This is a genomic window from Achromobacter sp. DH1f (assembly GCF_000633435.1).
Taxonomy (GTDB): Bacteria; Pseudomonadota; Gammaproteobacteria; order Burkholderiales; family Burkholderiaceae_B; genus Achromobacter; species Achromobacter deleyi.
The window spans coordinates 181,125-199,034 of sequence record NZ_AYMF01000018.1 but is presented as its reverse complement, the minus strand read 5'-3'; the positions used below and the strand labels follow the sequence as shown (position 1 = coordinate 199,034).

Genomic DNA, 17,910 nt, shown 5'->3' with positions numbered 1-17,910 from the left:
CGTCACGCGCTCTTGATGTGCCTTACTCGCGGGCGTTGGGGCGGGCGGTGTGCTTGGCGTGGTGGCCTGGATCGTTTGGGGTTGGAGCGGGTTGCGGGGCTCGCCTCGTGCCGGCCGCGCGGGCGGCCTTGCTCGGCTTACGTGGTGTCTTGCGTCGGCGGATGACGCTGCGCGCTGGTGGAGAGTGGGGGACGCTGGCGACTTGGCGGGGTTTGCGCCGTGTGGCTCGTGCCCGTGTTGTTGCCAGCGTTTGAAAAGTGCGTACGCCTTTGGGCTTGGCGATGTCGGTGCTTGCGCTCAGCACGGCGGCTTGGCCGCCGCGCTGGGGGTGTGGCTTAGGCGGGCAGGCCGGTTTCCAGGCAGGGGTGGAATTCGCCGGTGGCGGGGTCGCGCAGGAAGAGGACGCCGGTGGCGACGCCGAAGTAGGTGCCGTGCAGTTCGAGTTCGCCCTTTTCCACGCGGCGGCGGATGGAGGGGAAGGTCATCAGGTTGTTCAGGCTGTGGCCGATGACGGCGAGTTCCAGGCGCTTGAGGTTGGCGGCGCGGTCGTCGGTGCCGGGGCCGATGGCTTCGGCGACGGGGGCGATCTGGGACATCCACTTGCCGATGAAGTCGCCCTTGGTGAGGGGCTTGGCGTCGTCGAAGAAGGCGCGGATGCCGCCGCAGGAGGCGTGGCCGAGGACGACGATGTGTTTGACGTTCAGGCCGTTGACGGCGAATTCGATGGCGGCACTGGTGCCGTGGTACGAGGATTCGGAGTCGGGGTCACAGGGCGGGACGAGGTTGGCGACGTTGCGCACGACGAACATTTCGCCGGGGCCGGCATCGAAGATCGCTTCGGGCGAGACGCGGGAGTCGCAGCAGCCGATGATCAGGATTTCCGGGCTTTGCCCAGTTTCGGCCAGTTTTTCGTAGCGGCTGCGTTCGGAATGGAAACGGCCTTCGAGAAACGATTGATAGCCTTCGGTGAGTCTTTTGGGAAACATGATCTTCACTTCCTTGGTAACGATGCCAGGCGTGCTGGCGCGCCGCGGACGCAACAAGGGGCTTCGTGTGGAAGCCCCTTTTGTCGAGTCGGCATACGGAATTTTCCCATACTTGGACCCGGACTTGTTTGACTAAACCCTGATGTCGCCAGGGTTTTTGGTGGCCATCCCGCTATCTAGCCCTGATGTCTAGCGCAGTCACTTTGGCGAATTGCAGGGGGGTGATGGCGCGGATCATCTTGATCTGGCCGGGGGCGAGGGGGCCGATGTCGTCGTCGCGGACGCGGCCGACTTCGCGGCCCTGGTCGTCGTAGAGGACGAAGGTGAGCATGACGTTGTTGACGGCGCGGGTGGACTGGTTGGCGAGGGAGCCCGTGATGGTGGAGACGTTTTCGTTGGTGTCGCGGATGGCCTGGATGTTGCCCAGGGTGACGCCGTAGAAGAAGCTTTGCGCGCTGGCAGCGCCGGTCAGGCCGGCCAGCAGGGCGACGAAGGCGAGGGCGGTTTTCATGCGGGTCTCCTGTGAGGCCGGCGCGGCGCGAGCCGGGCTGCCTGGGACGCGGTCTTTTGCTTGGCGTTGCCGCGGGTATGCGCCTATCTCACACCTTTCAGCGCGCGGGCACAACGGCCTAAAAGGATGAATGGGTAACAGGTTGCGCGGATTTGCCGCAGATTTCTCTGCGGATGCCACAAGTGCATCGGAATGTCTCCAAGTTGTGGGTGGTTGGGCGCATTTTCGGGGATGTTCGTGCGCGGGCGTGACGGTGATCTGTGGCGAAGTTGCCGCGTTTTCTCGGGCGGATTGGCGGTGTGGACCCGGGCGTTTTTGCTGCGCCTTTCCGCAAGCTGAATGGGGCTGCGGCGTTAGCATTTGTTGTCTTTTGGGCGCTTGCGAAGCGGTCTGGTTTGTCCGATGATGACCGGGCCGGCACCTTGGCCGGCGGAACGTGCGGCCCGGTTGTGCGCGTGGATGGCGTCGGCGGGCGCTCAAGGGAGGAACTCATGCTTTCCCGTACTAGCCAGTTGGCTTCGGCCATTGTGTTGTCCGCCAGCTTCCTGGGCACCGCCTATGCCCAGACGCCCGCCGCCACCACGCCCGCTCCCGCGAAGACGCCTACCGCGCAGCAGCAGCGCATGGCCGATTGCAACAAGTCGGCGGAAGGCAAGAAGGGCGACGATCGCAAGACCTACATGAGCGCGTGCCTGAAGGGCGAGGCCCCGGCGCCCGCCAAGCAGCTGACGCCGCAGCAGCAGAAGATGAAGGACTGCAACGCCAAGGCCGGCGAACAGAAGCTGACCGGCGACAAGCGCAAGACGTTCATGAGCACCTGCCTGAAGGGCTGAACGCCGCTTGATGCAAAAAAAAGCGCCGACCGTTGAACGGGCCGGCGCTTTTTCTTTGGAAGATACCGCGTGGCTTACACCGTCGCGATCGGCGTGACCGGCGATCCGATCGCGTGCGGCAGGCGCAGCGGCGGGGCGGTCAGCATGAAGCGGTGGCGGCCGTTGGCGTGCAGCCAGTCAGCCAGGTCTTTGAGATACCAGAGTTCGGCCAGGGGCAGGCCCAGCTTGAACAGGCAATGGTGGTGCAGCGGCAGCATGGCGCGCGGGCCGGTCTTTTCGCGGGCGGGGTAGGCCTCGACCGCGTAGTTGTCGGCGCAGATGGCGGCGATGCCGCTGTCGGTGATCCATTGCAGCAGCGCGGCATCGGTGCCGTCCAGCGCGGCGCCGTAGGTGTGCAGCACCTGGGCGTCCGGCGCGCCGTTCATGGCGACGACCGCCTCGGCGTAGCCGGTGCGCAGCACCAGCATGTCGCCGGGTTCGACCTCGATGTGGTCGGTGGTCAGCACGTGCATGAGTTCGGCGTGTCCGATCAGCGTGCGGCCGGGGCCGTAGTGGCGAAAAAGGTCGACCAGTACGCCGCGGCCCTGCATGCCTTTCTGGGCCAGGTTTTCCACGCCCAGCTTCAGTGCGGCCGACGGGCCGCCGCTGTTGCAGCCGCAGCCGGTGTGGTCGCCATCGGCCGGGCCCAGCACGTCCACGCCGGCCTGGAAGCCGTTGTAGTAGCGCAGTTCGGGCTTGCCGTCGCCGTCGGCGTCGAACAGCGCGCCCACGTGCGCCAGGGCGTCCCACTGGGTGGAATACTGCATGGACAGCAGCACCTGGTCGTCGCTCAGCACGTCCACCGCATCGGGGTTGACGTTGCGCAGGGGGAAGTTCAGGTAGGGCGTGTCCTGCAGCTTCGTCGGGCTCAGCTGCGGCGGATGGCGGCGCGGGTTGAGCACGTTGCCGCCGGGCAGGTCCAGGGGTAGGGACAGGCAGAATGTCTTGCCGGCGCGGATTTCACGCGCGCCCTTCAAGACTTGTTCTTCGGTGATGAGGTTCAGGCGGCCGAGTTGGTCGTCGTGTCCGAAGTCGCCCCAGTTGGAGCCTTCGGGCCGGTGGGTCCAGCGCTGCATGCGGTTCACTCCGTCAGGAAGTCGACGACCGCGCGGGTGAAGGCTTCCGGTTGCTCCCAGTTGGAAATATGGGAGGTATTCAATTCCAGGTACTGCGCGCCGGCGATGGCATCGGTCAGTTCGCGGCCCTGGGCGGGCGTGGCGGCCAGGTCGTGGGTGCTGGCGATGACCAGCGTGGGGGCCTTGATGGCCGACACCTGTTCGCGGAAATCGGCATCGCGCAGCGCGGCGCAGTTGCCCGAATAGCCGGCGTCGGGCGTGCGGCGCAGCATGTCGATCAGCACTTGGGTCAGGCCCGGTTCGGCGGCGCGGTAGTCGTCGGTCAGCCAGCGCTGGACCAGCGTGGGCGCCATCTTTTCCAGCGTCTGTTCGGCCACGGCGGCGATGCGGGTGCTCCAGCCTTCGGCCGAGCCGATGCGCGCGGCGGTGTTGCACAGGATCAGCTTGTTGATCAGTTCGGGGCGGTTCAGCGCCAGCCACAGGCCGGTGGGGCCGCCCATCGACAGGCCGCAGAAGTGCGCCTGCTTGATGTTCAGGTGGGCCAGCAGTTCGGCCACGTCGTTGCCCAGCTGGGCAAAGGAGTATTCGCCATCAGGTACCGAGGATTTGCCATGCCCGCGGGTGTCGTAGCGCAGCACGCGAAAGTGCTTGCTCAATTCGGGCACCTGGCGCGCCCACATGTCGGCGCAGGTGCCGAGCGAATTGGACAGCACCAGCACCGGCGCGTCGGCGGGGCCGTCGATGACGTAGAACAGCCTTGCCTGGCTGAGATCGGCGTAAGACATGGGGAAATCCTCGGGAATGGGCAACGGCCGCCCGGGGGCGGCCGTGTCTTGATTACAGATGGCAGGTGCCGTTGACGTAGGCTTTGCGCCAGCGGGTGATGGTCACGCGGTCAAACAGCTGGGCATGGGCGAACGGGTCGGCATCGATGAACTGCTGCGCGGCTTCGCGCGTGTCCAGGTCGACGATGTACAGGCCGCCGCCCGCATCCGTGCCGTCGTCCTGCAGCTTGGCGCCGCAGGCCAGCAGCAGGTGCTTGTTGGCATCCAGGTATTCCAGGTGCGCGGCGCGGTGCTGCTGGCGCACGGCCTGGTGGCCGGGCTTGTCGAAGGTTTCGATGATGTAGGGCATGGGCGGCTCCGGTCAGATCGCGGACGGGTGGCGCGCCAGCGCCGTGACGTCGATGTCCATGTACGGGAACAGCGGCAGCGACGACAGCAGCGTGTGCAGCTCGTCGTTGCTTTCGACGTCGAAGATGCTGACGTTGGCGTAACGGCCGACCACGCGCCACAGGCTCTTCCATTTGCCATCGCGCTGCAGTTGCTGCGCCAGGGCCTTTTCGTCGGCCTTGAGTTTGTCGGCGCGTTCAGCCGGCATGTCGACGGGTAGGTTGACTTGCATTTGAACCATGAACAGCATTGCTTATCTCCTTATTGGGAAAACTTCAGCGGCAGGCCGGTCAGGCGCAGCAGCTCGTCGGCGGTGACCTCGCCGAACATGTCGATGACGGTCACGCCGTCGGCGCGGATGTCGAACACGGCCACGTCCGTGTACACGCGCGACACGCAGCGCACGCCGGTCAGCGGATAGGTGCAGGCCTCGACCAGCTTGCTCTGGCCTTCGCGGGTGGTCAGTTCCATCATCACGAACACGTCCTTGGCGCCGATGGCCAGGTCCATCGCGCCGCCCACGGCGGGGATCGCGTCGGGCGCGCCGGTGTGCCAGTTGGCCAGGTCGCCGTGCTGCGACACCTGGAAGGCGCCCAGCACGCAGATGTCCAGGTGGCCGCCGCGCATCATGGCGAACGAGTCGGCATGGTGGAAGAACGAGCAGCCGGGCAGTTCGGTGACGGGCTGCTTGCCGGCGTTGATCAGGTCGTAGTCTTCTTCGCCCTTGGCCGGGGCCGGGCCCATGCCCAGCATGCCGTTTTCGGTGTGCAGGATGACTTCGCGGTCGGCCGGCAGGTGATTGGCCACCAGGGTGGGCAGGCCGATGCCGAGGTTGACGTAGGCGCCTTCAGGGATGTCTTGCGCAACGCGGGCGGCGATCTGGTCGCGGGTCAGTTTGGTGCTCATTGCTGCTCCTTGGCGGCCGGGGTGGCGTCGATCTGCACGACGCGCTGCACGAAGATGCCGGGGGTGACGACGGTTTCCGGGTCCAGCGTGCCCAGTTCGACGACTTCACGCACCTGGGCCACGGCGACGCGCGCGGCGCTGGCCATGATGGGACCGAAGTTGCGCGCGGTCTTGCGGTACACCAGGTTGCCCCAGCGGTCGCCGCGCTCGGCCTTGATGAGCGCGTAGTCGGCGTGCAGCGGATACTCCAGCACGTACTGGCGGCCGTTGATTTCGCGGGTTTCCTTGCCGTCGGCCAGCGGGGTGCCGTAGCCGGTGGGCGAGAAGAACGCGCCGATGCCGGCGCCGGCGGCGCGGATGCGCTCGGCCAGGTTGCCTTGGGGCACCAGTTCAAGCTCGATCTTGCCGCTGCGGTACAGGCCGTCGAAGATCTGCGAATCCACCTGGCGCGGGAACGAGCAGATGATCTTGCGCACGCGGTTGGCGCCCAGCAGGGCGGCCAGGCCGGTGGTGCCGTTGCCGGCGTTGTTGTTGATGATGACCAGGTCTTTCGCGCCTTGTTCGAGCAGGGCGTCGATCAGTTCCATGGGCTGGCCGGCGGTGCCGAAGCCGCCGATCATGACGGTGGCGCCGTCGGGGACGTCGGCGAGGGCGGCCGCCGCGCTTGCAACAAGCTTAGAAATCATGGTGTTCGCTCATAGGTGGCGTGTCATAATTTGTTCTTAATTAGAACTTTCGTTCTTCTGAAGAACATCGTTTCATGGGGATAGTCGACCGTCAAGGCAAGCCGGCGCGGTGCGATCTCCCCCGTTCAGGGTTGCCGGCAACGGCAACGCTTCTTTTCGCGGTAGACGGATGGCCGAGCAAGAAACCCAGCAACCCAGCGACAGCTACGTTCAATCCTTTGCGCGCGGCCTGTCCGTGATCCGGGCCTTCGGCCCCGAGCGTTCGCAGATGACCTTGTCCGAGGTCGCCGCCGTCACCGGCCTGACCCGGGCGGGCGCGCGCCGCATACTGTTGACGCTCGAACATCTGGGCTACGTCACGGTCGAAGACCGCAAGTTCACCCTGACCCCGCGCATCCTGGAACTGGGCTACGCCTATCTGTCGGGCACGCCGCTGTGGAACTTGGCGCTGCCCTACATGGAAGAAGTGGCCGAACTGACGCGCGAGTCGTGTTCCGTGTCGGTGCTGGAAGGCGCCGACATCGTCTACATCTTGCGGCTGTCGACGCACAAGGTCATGACCATCAACCTGGCGGTGGGCAGCCGGCTGCCGGCATGGGCCACATCGATGGGCCGGGTGCTGCTGGCGGGCTTGTCCGCCGCCGAGCTGGACCGGGTGCTGGCCATGAGCCAGATCCAGGCCTACACCCCGCACACCGTGACCGACGTCGCCGAACTGAAGCGGCTGCTGGCCGGCGTGCGCGCCGATGGCTACGCCTGCGTGGCGCAGGAACTGGAACCCGGCCTGCAATCGGTGGCCGTACCCATCGTGGACCGCAGCGGCCGCGTGATCGCGGCGATGAACGTCAGCGGTCATGCCAATCGTTTTTCGCGCGAGGAAATGCTGGCCGCATTCCTGCCGCCGCTGCGCCGCGCCGCCGACCAGATCAACCACGCGCTGCTGCGCCGCTAGGCGGCGCGAACGCGCGGTGAACAGGTTGCGGGCGCGCATGGCGGCGGGCCTCAGATCGGGGCGACGCCCAGCGTCGTGCCGCCGCAGACATACAGCATCTGGCCGGTGACGAAGCCGTTGTCGGGCGACAGGAAGAACATCGCGGCGCGTGCCACGTCTTCGGGCGTGCCCAGGCGCTTGACCACGATGCTGTTGATGATGCGTTCGGTCTGGGGCGCGCCGGCCGGGTTGCTCTTGGTGAACAAGTCGGTGGCAATGGGGCCGGGGCCGATGGCGTTGACGGTGATGCCGTCGCCGCCCAGTTCCATGGCCAGCGTGCGCGTGAGTCCGACCAGACCTGCCTTGGTGGCCGAATAGACCACGCGGTCCGGCTTGCCCAGCGCGGCGCGCGACGACATGTTGACGATGCGGCCGAAGCCGGCTTCGCGCATGGCGGGCAGCGCGGCCTGCACCAGGATCAGCGCGGTGCGCAGATGCAGGTTCACCACATAGTCCAGGTCGGCCAGCGTGGCCGTATCGGCGGTGCCCGGGCGCGTGGCGCCGGCATTGTTCACCAACCCGACGATGTTGTAGGCCGCGGTGACTTCGGCGGCAACCGCCTTGGTGCGCGCTTCATCGGTCAGGTCGGCCTGGTACGACACCAGCCCGGCAGGCGGATTCTCGGGCAGCTTGTAGTCGATATTGACCACCTTGTGCCCCGCGTCCAGCAGCATGCGGATGATGGCGGCGCCGATCCCGGCGCTGCCGCCGGTCACGAGATATGCGGTAGGTTTGCTCATATCGGTTTCCCGTTCCAGTCTTTGGTGCGCGGCGCCCCGCGGGGCGCCGCGGCTATCAGTGGGTCAAGTAGCCCCAGGCCAGCACGGCGGTGATGTGGATCACGCCCACCCACAGCATCATGATGACCGTGTAGCCCATCACGTCGCGCAGCTTCAGCTTGGACAGCGCCAGGGCCGGCAGGATCCAGAAGGGCTGCACCAGGTCGTTCCAGGCGTTGCCCAGCATCACGGCCATGGTGGTCTGGTTCAGCGCGCTGCCGATTTCGCGGGCGGCGTCGATCATGAACGGACCCTGGATGACCCAGTGGCCGCCGGCCGACGGCGCGAAGAAGTTGATGACGAACGAGCTGATCAGGCCCCAGAACGGCAGCGTGGCCGGCGTGGCGACGTCGACGAAGACCTTGGAGATGGTGGTGACCAGGCCCGAGGCGGCCATGATGGCCATGATGCCGGCGTAGAACGGGTACTGCAGGATGATGCCCGAGATCGTCTTGATGCCTTCGGTCAGCTTGGCCACGTAGGCGGCCGGCGTGCCCAGCAGGATGATGCCCAGGAACAGGATGATGAAGTTGATCAGGTTCAGGTCGAGCGAACCGCCGTCGATGAAGTGGAACGCCACGTAGGCCACGCCCAGCGCGCCGATCAGCAGGCTGAGGATGCGGCTGTTGTTGAGCTTGGAGGCAATGGTGCCTTTTTCCAGCATGTCTTCGGCCGCGTTGGACGCGTTGGCGTCGCGGTCGATGGCCGGGTCCACTTCGACGATCTTCTCGCCCTTCTTCGGGTGCAGCCAGGCGTTGAGCAGCGGCAGCGTCACGATGATGACCAGGCTGGTGATCAGCATGGGCACCGAGAAGATGGTTTCGGTCAGCGGGATGATGCCCATCTGCTTGGCGGTGGGGTGGCCGGGGGTGGCGACCAGCACGGGGATGCTGGCGGACAGGCCCAGGCCGTACATGGTGAAGCCGCTGTAGGCCGAGGCGATGATCAGGGGGTAGTGCACGCCCTTGACCTTGAGCGCCAGCTTCTTGGCGACGATGCCGCCGATGACCAGGCCGAAGCCCCAGTTCAGGTAGCTGCCCACGCCGCCGACCAGGGTGGCGACGATGATGGCGGTGTGCGGCTTGTGCACGTGGCTGACGATGCGGTTGAGCAGGCGGTCGGTCAGCGGCGCGGTGGCCAGCACGTAGCCCATGGCCAGGATCACGGCCATCTGGGTGGTGAATGCCAAAAGGCTCCAGAAGCCCTTGCCCCAGGCGCGCGTGACGTCGCCGATGCCCTGGCCTTCGATGCCCATGGCCAGCAGCACGGTGAGCAAGGTCAGCGCGATCGCGAAAACGAAAGGATCGGGCAGATACTTGCGCATCAGCTCAGTAAAAAAAGATGCCAATTTATTCATGATGCCTCCAACGAACTCCGGTAAGGCGTATTGCTCTGGTGTCTTGCGCCGCGACGCGCCGGGTAGGGGCGCGCAGCGGGTGGGACGATCGGTTTCTTTGTGTGGTGGGCTCGTGGCCCGCTGGCGCGTCTGGCGGGTTGCCGCGCGCCTTATGTAATGGGTATTCGGGGTGCCTGAGGGGCGTCAGGAATCGCCGGCTTTCTGGTTCAGCCAGGCGGCCAGTTCGCCCAGGGCGGCGCTTTTCTCGCGCAGTACCTGTTCGCGGCGCTCGGGGCTCCAGGTGTAGAAACCCTGGCCGCTCTTGGCGCCCAACTGGCCCTGTTCGACTTTGCTCGTGAGCAGGTCGGACGGCGTGGTGCGGTTTTCGAGGTCTTGGTAGAGATAGCTGGCAATGGCGTGATGCACGTCGATGCCGTTCATGTCGCGCTGTTCGAGCGGGCCGGACAGGGCCAGGCGGATGCCGAGGCTCCATTTCACGACTTCGTCGATGTCTTCGGCGCTGGCCACGCCCTTTTCCAGCAGCGAGATGGCTTCGCGGGCCAGGGCGTGCTGGATGCGGTTGGCGATGAAGCCGGGGATGTCCTGGCGCACCAGCACGGGCCGCTTGCCGCCAAAGCGCAGGGTGGCCATGACGCGGGCGACGGTGTCTTCGGACGTGTCGTCGTTGCGCACGACTTCGACCAGCGGAATGACGTCGGCAGGCGTGAAGAAGTGGGTGCCCACGAAGCGGTCGCGGCGCGCCACGGCGCTGGCGATGGCGTTGATGGACAAGCCCGAGGTGTTGGTGGCGAAGATGGCCTGGGGCGGACACAGGGCGTCGAGCTTGGCGAACAGGCTGCGCTTGAGTTCCAGGTTTTCCGGGACGGCCTCGATGATGAGGTCGCTGTCGACGGCGGCGGACAGGTCGGATTCCATGCGGATGCGCTGCAGGGTCTCTTGCACCTGGCCGGGGGCGTAGACGTTGAGCTGGCGTTCGATGGTGCCGCGGGCGCGTTCGAGGGCGCCGGCCATCGGATCAATCAGGACGATGTTCAGTCCCTTCGAGGCGAAGAGGGCGGCGATGCCGCTGCCCATGGCGCCGGCGCCGATGACGGCGAGATGCTTGAGGGGAGTATCCATGAGGGTTCGCTTGGGCCTTACATGGCGCGCGGCAGGCAGCACAGGCGGAACCAGGGAAATGCGATCTGTCTCTTCCGTCGGTGTCTTCCTGTGCGCGGGCCAGAAAAATCGTTGTGTTCTATATGCGAACATTTGTGCGTATATAGAATTTCTGAGGAAGATAGTACTAAAAGTTGCCGGGGGTGGACAAATGGGGTTTTGGGGGTGTACGCCAGGTGGACGGCGGGGGCCATTCGCCCCCGCCGGTCACGGCGTTACCAGCGATAGCTTGCCGTGCCGATCACCCGACGCGGCTCGCCATAGAAGCAGCCGTAGGTGCAGCTGCCGATGTAGGTCTTGTCGGCCAGGTTGGTGGCGTTGAGCGCGAACCGCCATGGTCCGGTGGTGTAGCTGACCATGGCATCGAGCAGCGTGAACGACGGCACCTCGACCGCCGTGCCGTGCGCCATGCCGCGCGTGCTGCCGACATAGCGCACGCCCGCGCCGACCCGCAGCCCCGGCAGGCCGAAGGCGCCGAAGCCATAGTCGCCCCATACCGAGAATTGATTGAAGGGCACCGAGTTCAGGCGCTTGCCGACCTCGTCGGGCTGCAGCGGGCTGGCCTTGAGCGTGCGCGCATCGGTATAGGCGTAGGCGGCGATCAGGTTGGCGTGGCGGCCGATGCGGGTGCGGGCTTCCAGTTCCAGGCCGCGTGCTCGGGCCTGTCCGGCCTGGATTTCATAGTTCGTGTCGAACGGGTCGGCCACGGTCACGTTCTTGCGCGTCAGCTGGTAGATCGCCGCGGACAGCATGGTGTCCGACCCCGCCGGCTGGTAGCGCAGGCCGGCCTCGTATTGTTGGCCGGTGGTGGGCTTGAAGCGGTTGCCCTGGCGATCCTGGCCGCTGGTCGGCTCGAACGATTCGCTGTAGCTCAGGAACGGCGCGAGGCCATTGTCGGCCAGGTAGACCACGCCGGCGCGGCCGGTGAAGGCCTGGCTCTTTTCATTGTCCGCGAGCTTTTCACCCGTGAAGAAATTGCGCTCGTTGAGCGTGACCCAGTCGTGCCGCCCCCCCAGCAGCACGACCCATTTGTCGGCGATCTTGATCTGATCCTGGAGATAGACACCCAGACGTTTCATGTCGCTTTTCGAGGACGATCCCGGGAAGGGTTGCGCGGGCCCCAGGGGCACGCCGTAGACCGGGTCGTAGAGATCGATGTTGTTGTTGGCGCGCACATAGCGCTCGGTCTCATGCTTGGGCAGCGAATAGTCCAGGCCGGCCAGCCACGTGTGGTGCAGCGGGCCGGTATCCAGGTCGTACTGCAGCGACGTATCGGCCACCACGGCGGATGAACGGTCCCAGCGCGGCATGGCGCCGCGGTCGGCCGTGTGGCGCTGGTCGGCTTGCAACCGCCAGATGTCGGTAGAGAAATAGGTGCTGTCTGCGTGGAAGTAGCGCACGCTGTTGCGTAGCTTGAGCTGGTCCGTGAACGCGTGTTCGAACAGGTAGCCGACCGAATAGCGCTTCATGACGAATTTGTCGAAGCCGGGTTCGCCGGTGTAGCGGTTGCGGGGGATCTTGCCGTTGATGTTTGGCAGCACCGTGCCCTGCGCCGGCAGGCCATAGACATAGGCCGTGCGGTCCTCCTGGTATTCGGCCAGCAGCGTCAGGGAGGTGGCATCGGTGGGCTGCCACTTGAGCGCCGGGGCCACGTAGGTCCGGTCATCGGGGACGTAATCGATGAAGGCGTCGCTGTCGCGCTTGAGAGCGGTCAGGCGATATGACCATTTGCCCTCGTCATCGAGTGCGCCGCCAAAGTCGCCGGAAATCTGCTTGCGGCGAAAGTTGCCCGCCTCGATGTTCAGTTCATGCAGCGGTTCGACAGTGGGCCGCTTGCTGACCGTGTTGATCACGCCGCCCGGCGGCGCGGCACCATAGAGTACCGAGGCTGCGCCTTTGAGGAATTCGACCCGTTCCAGGCCGTAAAGCTCCTGGCGCCCGTTGTAGATGTTCACGGTGTACAACGTACCGTCGCGGAAATAGTTGCCCTGGCTGCCGCGAAAGCCGCGCAGGAACAGGCTGTCGGAGGTACGGTCCTGGCCTTCCGCGCGGCTCACGCCCGCCACGTAGCCCAGCGCGTCCTGCAGGCTCTGCGCCTTGAGCGTCTCGATTTCTTCCGCCCCCACCACCGTGATCGATTGGGGCGTTTCGATGATGGGCGTGTCGGTCTTGGTGCCGGTGGCGCTGACGCGGGCGGCGTAGCCATGCAACGGACCGGTGGCGCTTTCCGGCCGTGCGGTGACGGTGACGGCCTCCAGCGTGGTGGCGTCCGACGACGCGGCTGGTGCGGGCGCGAGGGTATAGCTGCCGTTGGCTTCGCGCCGGGCTTGCAGGCCGTGGCCGCGCAGCAGCGCCGCGAAACCTTCGCCCACGGTGTAGGTTCCGGCGATGCCGTCGCTGCGCTTGCCTTGCAGCAGGCCGTCGTTCATGGTCAGTTCGACGCCCGCCGCGCGGGCGTAGGCATTGAGCGCCTGGCTGAGCGGGCCGGCGGCCACGGTGTAGGGGCGGCGCGCCTCGGCGCTGGCCTGGGCCTGGGCCTGTGCCAGCGGCGCGGTGGCGCAGGCGGCCAGCCCGCCGCCCATCAAGAGCGCCAGCCGGATCGCGGCGGCGCGCTGCGAGGCGGCCAAGCGACGAAGCGGGCGGGAAGACGGCGCGGCAGGAGGGCGGCGACGGAAAGGCGGGTGAACGGACATGAAGTAAGCCTTGCTGATCGGGTCGAGGGAAAAGGGAGTCACCCTGTATCCCGAACGAGCCGGCCTGAGGGACAAGCGATCGCAAAGAAAAGTTGTAACGGCGTCGGCGGGCGTCAGTCCGCGGGACGATCCGCCGCGCGCAGCGTGACCCAGTAGCGCGTGCGATACACGACGGCCACCGGTAGCCCGCGCGTCAGGTTCTCCAGCGCCCTGTCGGTGTCGCGCAGTGAAAACACGCCGCTCACGCGCAGGTCGGCGACCGCGGGATCGCAGCGCACGACGCCGGACCGGTAGCGCGCCAGTTCGGCGGTGAAGTCTTCCAGGCGCATGCCGTCGGCCACCAGCAGGCCCCGGCTCCAGGCGGCCGCGTCATCGTTCGCGGCCGCGGGCGGCTCGACGCGGTCGCGCGAAAAGCGCGAGCCTTGGCCTGCATCCAGGCGGACGGCCCGGCCCGGCGCGTCCATGGGTCGGATTTCAACGGCGCCTTCGAACACCGCCACGCGCGTGGTGTCGTCGTCATCGCGCACGCTGTAGCGCGTGCCCAGCGCCTGTACCGAGCCGTGCTGCGTGCGGACCAGGAAGGGGCGCGCCTGGGCGGCGGTATCGGGCGCGGTGGCAATCAGGATTTCGCCTGCGCGCAGCACCACCAGGCGTTCCGTATCGGAAAAGCGCAGGTCGATGGCCGACGCGGTGGACAAGGTGACGCGGGTGCCGTCCGGCAGGGTCAGGTCGCGGATTTCGCCCGTGGCGCTGCGGTAGTCGGCTGCTGCGCGCTGCCAGGTGCCGGTGCTGCGTGCGGCATAGCCGGCGCCCAGCACGATCACTCCCAGGCTCAGCGCGCGCAGGGCGCGGCGCCGGCCGGCGCGGGTTGCGGGGCGGTGCAGGGCATGGCGGGCGGCGTCCCGCGGCAAGCCCAGGAGCTTGCCCTCGAACGCCAGCAGGCGCTGCCAGGCCTGTTCGTGATCGGGGTGCCTGGCGCGCCAGCGGGCGCAGTCGGTGCGGTCCTGGTCGGTGACGTCGTCCGACCACAACTGGGCGATCCATTCGGCCGCCTGCTGCAGGATGGCGGGGTCCAGGGCCGGTTGGGCCACGCGGGAGGCGTCTGTCATGGCATCAACCGTGCGCCGCCCACTGCGCCTGGTAGCAGGCCAGCAGGGCGGCAGCGATGTACTTCTTCACCGACGACACCGACACGCCCAGCCGCGCTGCGATGTCGCTGTAGGGCAGGCCGTCCAGCTTGCACAGCAGCAGCGCTTCGCGCGCCTTGGCCGGCAACTGGTTGAGGATGGCGTCGATCTCGACCAGGGCCTCGATGACCAGCGCGCGCGCTTCTTCCGAGGGCGCCTGCGGGCGCGGCAGGTGGGCGATGGTTTCCAGGTAGGCGGCTTCGATCTGGCGGCGGCGGTGCAGGTCGATCACCAGGCAGCGGGCGATCTGCGCCAGATGCTGGCGCGACTGGTGCGGTTCGGGCAGGCGGCCGCTGTGCAGGATGCGCAGGTAGGTGTCGTGCGCCAGGTCGGCCGCGTCCCAGGCGTCGCCCAGCCGCCGCCGCAACCAGCTGCGCAGCCAGCCATGGTGTTCGGCATACAGGCTCTCGATGCCCTGTCGCGGCACGGCGGATTCGGGGGGGGACATGGCACGGCCTCCGGCGCAAAGGCATGCGGAAGGCCCGGCGCAATGAGATGAGAATAATACTCATTTTATAGCGTAGACCGGCACCCCCGCAATGCATGGCCGGGCGCCGGGCCCAGCCATGCGCGGTCACTCAACCCGAATTGCGCAGCCCCGCCGCGATGCCGTTGATAGTCAGGTGGATCGCGCGTTGCACGCGTTCGTCGGCGTCGGGGTTGGGGTGCTTCAGCGCGGCGCGGTGGCGGCGGATCAGGTCGATCTGCAGGTAGTTCAGCGGGTCGATGTAGGCGAAGCGTTCGCGCAGCGAGTCTTGCAGCGTGGGGTTGTCGGCCAGGAGTTCGCGGCGGGTCAGCAGTTTCAGCATGGCCAGTGTGCGCGCGTGTTCGGCGCTGATCTGGCCGAAGATCTTTTCGCGCAAGCCGCGCTGGGGCACAAGCTGGGCGTAGCGGGCGGCAATGGCCAGGTCGGATTTGGCCAGCACCATTTCCATGTTGGACAGCAGGGTGCGGAAGGCAGGCCAGTCCTGCGCCATTTCTCGGAGCTGGGCCAGGCGGCCGCGCTTGGAGCGCGGGGCGTCGGGGGCGCCGGTTTCCAGGTAGGCCTCGATGGCCGAACCCATGCCGTACCAGCCGGTGAGCATCAGGCGGCATTGGGCCCAGGAAAAGCCCCAGGGAATGGCGCGCAGGTCTTCGATGCGCTGGCCCTTTTTGCGGGAAGCAGGGCGTGAGCCGATGTTCAGACCGGCGATTTCGGCGATGGGCGTGGCGGCAAAGAAGTATTCGGCAAAGCGCGGCGTGTCGTAGACCAGGCCGCGGTAGCTGCGCTGCGCGGTTTCGGACATGAACGTCATGGCCGGGCCATGGTGGGCCATGTGCGCGTCTTCGGCGCTGGTGGCTTCGGCGCGCGGCGCCAGGCTGGATTCCAGGGTGGCCGCGACCAGCAGTTCCAGGTGCCAGCGGCCGACCTCGGCGTCTTTGTACTTGCTTTGGATGACTTCGCCCTGTTCGGTCAGGCGGATCTGGCCGGCGACGGTGCCGGGGGGCTGGGCCAGAATGGCGTCGAAGCTGGAGCCGCCGCCCCGGCCGACCGAGCCGCCGCGGCCATGGAACAGGCGCAGCCGTACGTGGCGCGCGGAAAAGACGTCGACCAGGGCGCGTTCGGCCTGGTAGAGCGACCAGTTGGACGTGAGGAAGCCGCCGTCCTTGTTGCTGTCGGAATAGCCCAGCATGACTTCCTGGGCGCCGTTCTGCGCCTGCTTCACGCGCTGGCGGATTTCGGGCAGGTCGAGCCAGGCGGCCATGATGTCGGCGCCGCGCTGCAAGTCGGGAATGGTCTCGAACAGCGGCACGACCATCAGGCCGTCTTCGGGCGGAATGTCCTGGCCCGCGGGGGCGATCAGGCCGGCCTCTTTCTGCAGCACCATCACTTCGAGCAGGTCGCTGAGAGTTTCAGTGTGCGAGACGATGGTCTGGCGTACCGCCTGCTTGCCGTAGCGCTGGCGGCCAGCGGCAGCGGCGCGCAGCACGGCCAGTTCGCGGGTGGTGTCTTCGCTGTAGGCGATCCAGGGCGAGGCCAGCGGGCGGGCCTGCGCCAGTTCGGCGCGCAGCAGCGCGACGCGGGCGGCTTCGTCCAGGGCCAGGTAGTCCAGCGGCTGGCCGTCGTGGGTGGCGCCTGCGCGGGTGAACAGCTCGGCCAGCGCGCGTTCGTGCACGTCGGAGCTTTGGCGCAGGTCGACGGTGGCCAGGTGAAAGCCGAACACTTCCACGGCCTGTTGCAGGCCGGCCAGGCGCAGCTTGCCGATGGGGGCGCCGTGGTGGGCGGCCAGCGACGCGGCGATGACGGCGAGGTCGGCGGCCAGTTCCTGGGGCGCGTCGTACGGCGCGGCGGCCACCGTGCTGCGCCGGGCCAGGTTCTGGCCGGTCAGGCGCTGGGCGGTGGCGGCCAGGCGGGCGTAGACGCCGACCAGCGCGCGGCGGTAGGGTTCGTCGCTGCGGTGGGGGGAGTCGTCGCCGCTGCGGTCGGCCAGGGCCAGCAGGTCGGCATCGGCGGCGATGAGCAGGGTGGTGATGGAAAGCTCGGCGCCCAGCGCGTGGACTTCCTGCAGGTAGTGCTCGAACAGCACGGTGGCCTGGCGCAGCAGGGCGCGTTCAAGCGTGCCGGCATCGACGTTGGGGTTGCCGTCGCGGTCGCCGCCGATCCAGCTGCCCATGCGCAGGAAGGGTTCCAGCGGCGCGGGCGGGGCGGCAAAGGGCTTGGGGCCGTCGCGGTTGAGCAGCTTGGACAGGTCGGCGTACACGCGCGGAATGACGGGCAGGAAGGTGCTGCGGTAGTACGACAGCGCGTTCTCGATTTCGTCGGCCACCGTCAGGCGGGTGTAGCGCAACATGCGGGTCTGCCACAGCGTGGCCACGCGGCCGAGCAGCGCGGCGTCGAGTTCGGCCAGTTCTTCGGGGGTGAGCGGCGTGTCGCGCTGGGCCAGCGCGGTGGCGATTTCGCGGTGCACGTCCAGCGTGCTCTTGCGCTGCACTTCGGTGGGGTGGGCCGTCAGCACGGGCATGACGCAGGCATCGGCCAGCAGGCGGCGGATGCGCGCGGCCGATACGCCTTGGCGGCCCAGCGCCTGCACGGCATCGCGCAGGCTGCCGCGCGCGGGGGCGTCACCGGTCAGGGCGCGGGCCCGTTGGCGGCGGTTCTGATCGCGGTCTTCGGCGATGTTGGCCAGGTGCAGGAAATAGCTGAAGGCGCGCGCGACCGAGTTCGGGTCGCTGCCTTCCAGGCGCTTGACGCGCTGTTCCAGCAGTTTGCCGTCGGCATCGTTGCCTTCGCGGCGGAATTTGACGGCGGTGCGGCGCAGCGTTTCGATGGTGTCGAAGACGCGTTTACCTTCGCATTCGGCGATGACTTCGCCCAGTAACCGGCCTAGCAGCCGGATGTCGTGACGCAAGGGTTCTGCTGAATCGGACTGCGGGCGGCTGGCATTCATCGGGCGGGAGATCCGTCGGGCTGCGGGAATGGGAAGGGTGGGAACGTGCGCGCTACTGTGAAACCGGGATGAAAAACGGATCGATTTTACGCAGGCTTCCTTACGGGA

General features: G+C 67.0%; 17 protein-coding genes. 2 read left to right on the top strand and 15 right to left on the bottom strand.

Annotated elements, in window-relative coordinates; translation table 11 throughout:
* Positions 1–335 precede the first annotated feature (335 nt).
* Together U858_RS0116720 and U858_RS0116715 are read right to left on the bottom strand one after the other, a co-directional pair.
* Complete coding sequence (locus U858_RS0116720; protein ID WP_025138296.1) at positions 336–986, bottom strand: carbonic anhydrase; 651 nt, start codon at positions 984–986, stop codon at positions 336–338.
* A gap of 172 nt (positions 987–1,158) precedes the next feature.
* Positions 1,159–1,497 carry an FxLYD domain-containing protein gene (locus U858_RS0116715; RefSeq protein ID WP_025138295.1) on the bottom strand — a complete coding sequence of 113 codons (339 nt, stop codon included), beginning with the start codon at positions 1,495–1,497 and terminating at the stop codon, positions 1,159–1,161.
* A gap of 491 nt (positions 1,498–1,988) precedes the next feature.
* Between U858_RS0116715 and U858_RS0116710 the strand changes: the two genes are divergently transcribed.
* Positions 1,989–2,330 (top strand): PsiF family protein, encoded by a 342-nt coding sequence (locus tag U858_RS0116710; protein WP_025138294.1) that lies wholly within the window; start codon positions 1,989–1,991, stop codon positions 2,328–2,330.
* Between the two features lie 74 nt (positions 2,331–2,404).
* On the opposite strand, the gene U858_RS0116705 is transcribed toward U858_RS0116710, so the two are convergent.
* The 6 genes from U858_RS0116705 to U858_RS0116680 are packed head-to-tail and all read right to left on the bottom strand — an operon-like array spanning position 2,405 to position 6,209.
* Entirely contained in the window at positions 2,405–3,445 is a 1,041-nt protein-coding gene (locus tag U858_RS0116705; RefSeq protein WP_025138293.1) for a cyclase family protein, read from the bottom strand.
* Positions 3,446–3,450: 5 nt separating this feature from the next.
* Complete coding sequence (pcaD, locus tag U858_RS0116700) at positions 3,451–4,230, bottom strand: 3-oxoadipate enol-lactonase (protein WP_025138292.1); 780 nt, start codon at positions 4,228–4,230, stop codon at positions 3,451–3,453.
* Between the two features lie 52 nt (positions 4,231–4,282).
* Complete coding sequence (locus U858_RS0116695; RefSeq protein WP_025138291.1) at positions 4,283–4,579, bottom strand: YciI family protein; 297 nt, start codon at positions 4,577–4,579, stop codon at positions 4,283–4,285.
* A 12-nt stretch (positions 4,580–4,591) separates the two neighbouring features.
* A complete protein-coding gene (gene catC, locus U858_RS0116690) occupies positions 4,592–4,867 on the bottom strand; it encodes a muconolactone Delta-isomerase (protein WP_025138290.1) in 276 nt (91 codons plus the stop codon).
* An 11-nt stretch (positions 4,868–4,878) separates the two neighbouring features.
* Positions 4,879–5,523: a 3-oxoacid CoA-transferase subunit B gene (locus tag U858_RS0116685; protein WP_025138289.1), complete on the bottom strand. Its 645-nt coding sequence runs from the start codon at positions 5,521–5,523 to the stop codon at positions 4,879–4,881.
* The gene (locus U858_RS0116680; protein ID WP_025138288.1) at positions 5,520–6,209 is read right to left on the bottom strand and encodes a 3-oxoacid CoA-transferase subunit A; all 690 of its coding nucleotides are present in this window, start codon (positions 6,207–6,209) and stop codon (positions 5,520–5,522) included. Before U858_RS0116680 ends, U858_RS0116685 begins: the two co-directional genes overlap by 4 nt.
* 169 nt (positions 6,210–6,378) lie before the next feature.
* Between U858_RS0116680 and U858_RS0116675 the strand changes: the two genes are divergently transcribed.
* Positions 6,379–7,161: an IclR family transcriptional regulator gene (locus U858_RS0116675; protein ID WP_025138287.1), complete on the top strand. Its 783-nt coding sequence runs from the start codon at positions 6,379–6,381 to the stop codon at positions 7,159–7,161.
* A 50-nt stretch (positions 7,162–7,211) separates the two neighbouring features.
* On the opposite strand, the gene U858_RS0116670 is transcribed toward U858_RS0116675, so the two are convergent.
* From U858_RS0116670 to ppc, 7 genes are all read right to left on the bottom strand, one after another.
* Positions 7,212–7,940: an SDR family NAD(P)-dependent oxidoreductase gene (locus tag U858_RS0116670; RefSeq protein WP_025138286.1), complete on the bottom strand. Its 729-nt coding sequence runs from the start codon at positions 7,938–7,940 to the stop codon at positions 7,212–7,214.
* Between the two features lie 55 nt (positions 7,941–7,995).
* A complete protein-coding gene (locus U858_RS0116665) occupies positions 7,996–9,336 on the bottom strand; it encodes a short-chain fatty acid transporter (protein ID WP_025138285.1) in 1,341 nt (446 codons plus the stop codon).
* Positions 9,337–9,519: 183 nt separating this feature from the next.
* Positions 9,520–10,455 (bottom strand): 3-hydroxyacyl-CoA dehydrogenase family protein, encoded by a 936-nt coding sequence (locus U858_RS0116660; protein ID WP_025138284.1) that lies wholly within the window; start codon positions 10,453–10,455, stop codon positions 9,520–9,522.
* Positions 10,456–10,709: 254 nt separating this feature from the next.
* Entirely contained in the window at positions 10,710–13,076 is a 2,367-nt protein-coding gene (locus tag U858_RS0116655) for a TonB-dependent siderophore receptor (protein WP_051593601.1), read from the bottom strand.
* A gap of 224 nt (positions 13,077–13,300) precedes the next feature.
* Positions 13,301–14,296: a FecR domain-containing protein gene (locus U858_RS0116650; protein ID WP_025138282.1), complete on the bottom strand. Its 996-nt coding sequence runs from the start codon at positions 14,294–14,296 to the stop codon at positions 13,301–13,303.
* Positions 14,297–14,300: 4 nt separating this feature from the next.
* Positions 14,301–14,822 (bottom strand): sigma-70 family RNA polymerase sigma factor, encoded by a 522-nt coding sequence (locus U858_RS0116645; protein ID WP_025138281.1) that lies wholly within the window; start codon positions 14,820–14,822, stop codon positions 14,301–14,303.
* A 130-nt stretch (positions 14,823–14,952) separates the two neighbouring features.
* Positions 14,953–17,802, bottom strand: coding sequence for a phosphoenolpyruvate carboxylase (ppc, locus tag U858_RS0116640; protein WP_025138280.1), 2,850 nt, complete (start codon positions 17,800–17,802; stop codon positions 14,953–14,955).
* Between the last annotated feature and the right edge of the window lie 108 nt (positions 17,803–17,910).

Bases quoted from the DNA above. Each gene is read 5' to 3' on its own strand.
- U858_RS0116670 (WP_025138286.1), bottom strand. From the start codon at position 7,940: ATGAGCAAACCTACCGCATATCTCGTGACCGGCGGCAGCGCCGGGATC.
- U858_RS0116645 (WP_025138281.1), bottom strand. From the start codon at position 14,822: ATGTCCCCCCCCGAATCCGCCGTGCCGCGACAGGGCATCGAGAGCCTG.
- U858_RS0116705 (WP_025138293.1), bottom strand. From the start codon at position 3,445: ATGCAGCGCTGGACCCACCGGCCCGAAGGCTCCAACTGGGGCGACTTC.
- U858_RS0116665 (WP_025138285.1), bottom strand. From the start codon at position 9,336: ATGAATAAATTGGCATCTTTTTTTACTGAGCTGATGCGCAAGTATCTG.
- U858_RS0116660 (WP_025138284.1), bottom strand. From the start codon at position 10,455: ATGGATACTCCCCTCAAGCATCTCGCCGTCATCGGCGCCGGCGCCATG.
- U858_RS0116650 (WP_025138282.1), bottom strand. From the start codon at position 14,296: ATGACAGACGCCTCCCGCGTGGCCCAACCGGCCCTGGACCCCGCCATC.
- U858_RS0116680 (WP_025138288.1), bottom strand. From the start codon at position 6,209: ATGATTTCTAAGCTTGTTGCAAGCGCGGCGGCCGCCCTCGCCGACGTC.
- catC (WP_025138290.1), bottom strand. From the start codon at position 4,867: ATGCTGTTCATGGTTCAAATGCAAGTCAACCTACCCGTCGACATGCCG.
- U858_RS0116685 (WP_025138289.1), bottom strand. From the start codon at position 5,523: ATGAGCACCAAACTGACCCGCGACCAGATCGCCGCCCGCGTTGCGCAA.
- U858_RS0116655 (WP_051593601.1), bottom strand. From the start codon at position 13,076: ATGGGCGGCGGGCTGGCCGCCTGCGCCACCGCGCCGCTGGCACAGGCC.
- U858_RS0116720 (WP_025138296.1), bottom strand. From the start codon at position 986: ATGTTTCCCAAAAGACTCACCGAAGGCTATCAATCGTTTCTCGAAGGC.
- U858_RS0116710 (WP_025138294.1), top strand. From the start codon at position 1,989: ATGCTTTCCCGTACTAGCCAGTTGGCTTCGGCCATTGTGTTGTCCGCC.
- pcaD (WP_025138292.1), bottom strand. From the start codon at position 4,230: ATGTCTTACGCCGATCTCAGCCAGGCAAGGCTGTTCTACGTCATCGAC.
- ppc (WP_025138280.1), bottom strand. From the start codon at position 17,802: ATGAATGCCAGCCGCCCGCAGTCCGATTCAGCAGAACCCTTGCGTCAC.
- U858_RS0116715 (WP_025138295.1), bottom strand. From the start codon at position 1,497: ATGAAAACCGCCCTCGCCTTCGTCGCCCTGCTGGCCGGCCTGACCGGC.
- U858_RS0116675 (WP_025138287.1), top strand. From the start codon at position 6,379: ATGGCCGAGCAAGAAACCCAGCAACCCAGCGACAGCTACGTTCAATCC.
- U858_RS0116695 (WP_025138291.1), bottom strand. From the start codon at position 4,579: ATGCCCTACATCATCGAAACCTTCGACAAGCCCGGCCACCAGGCCGTG.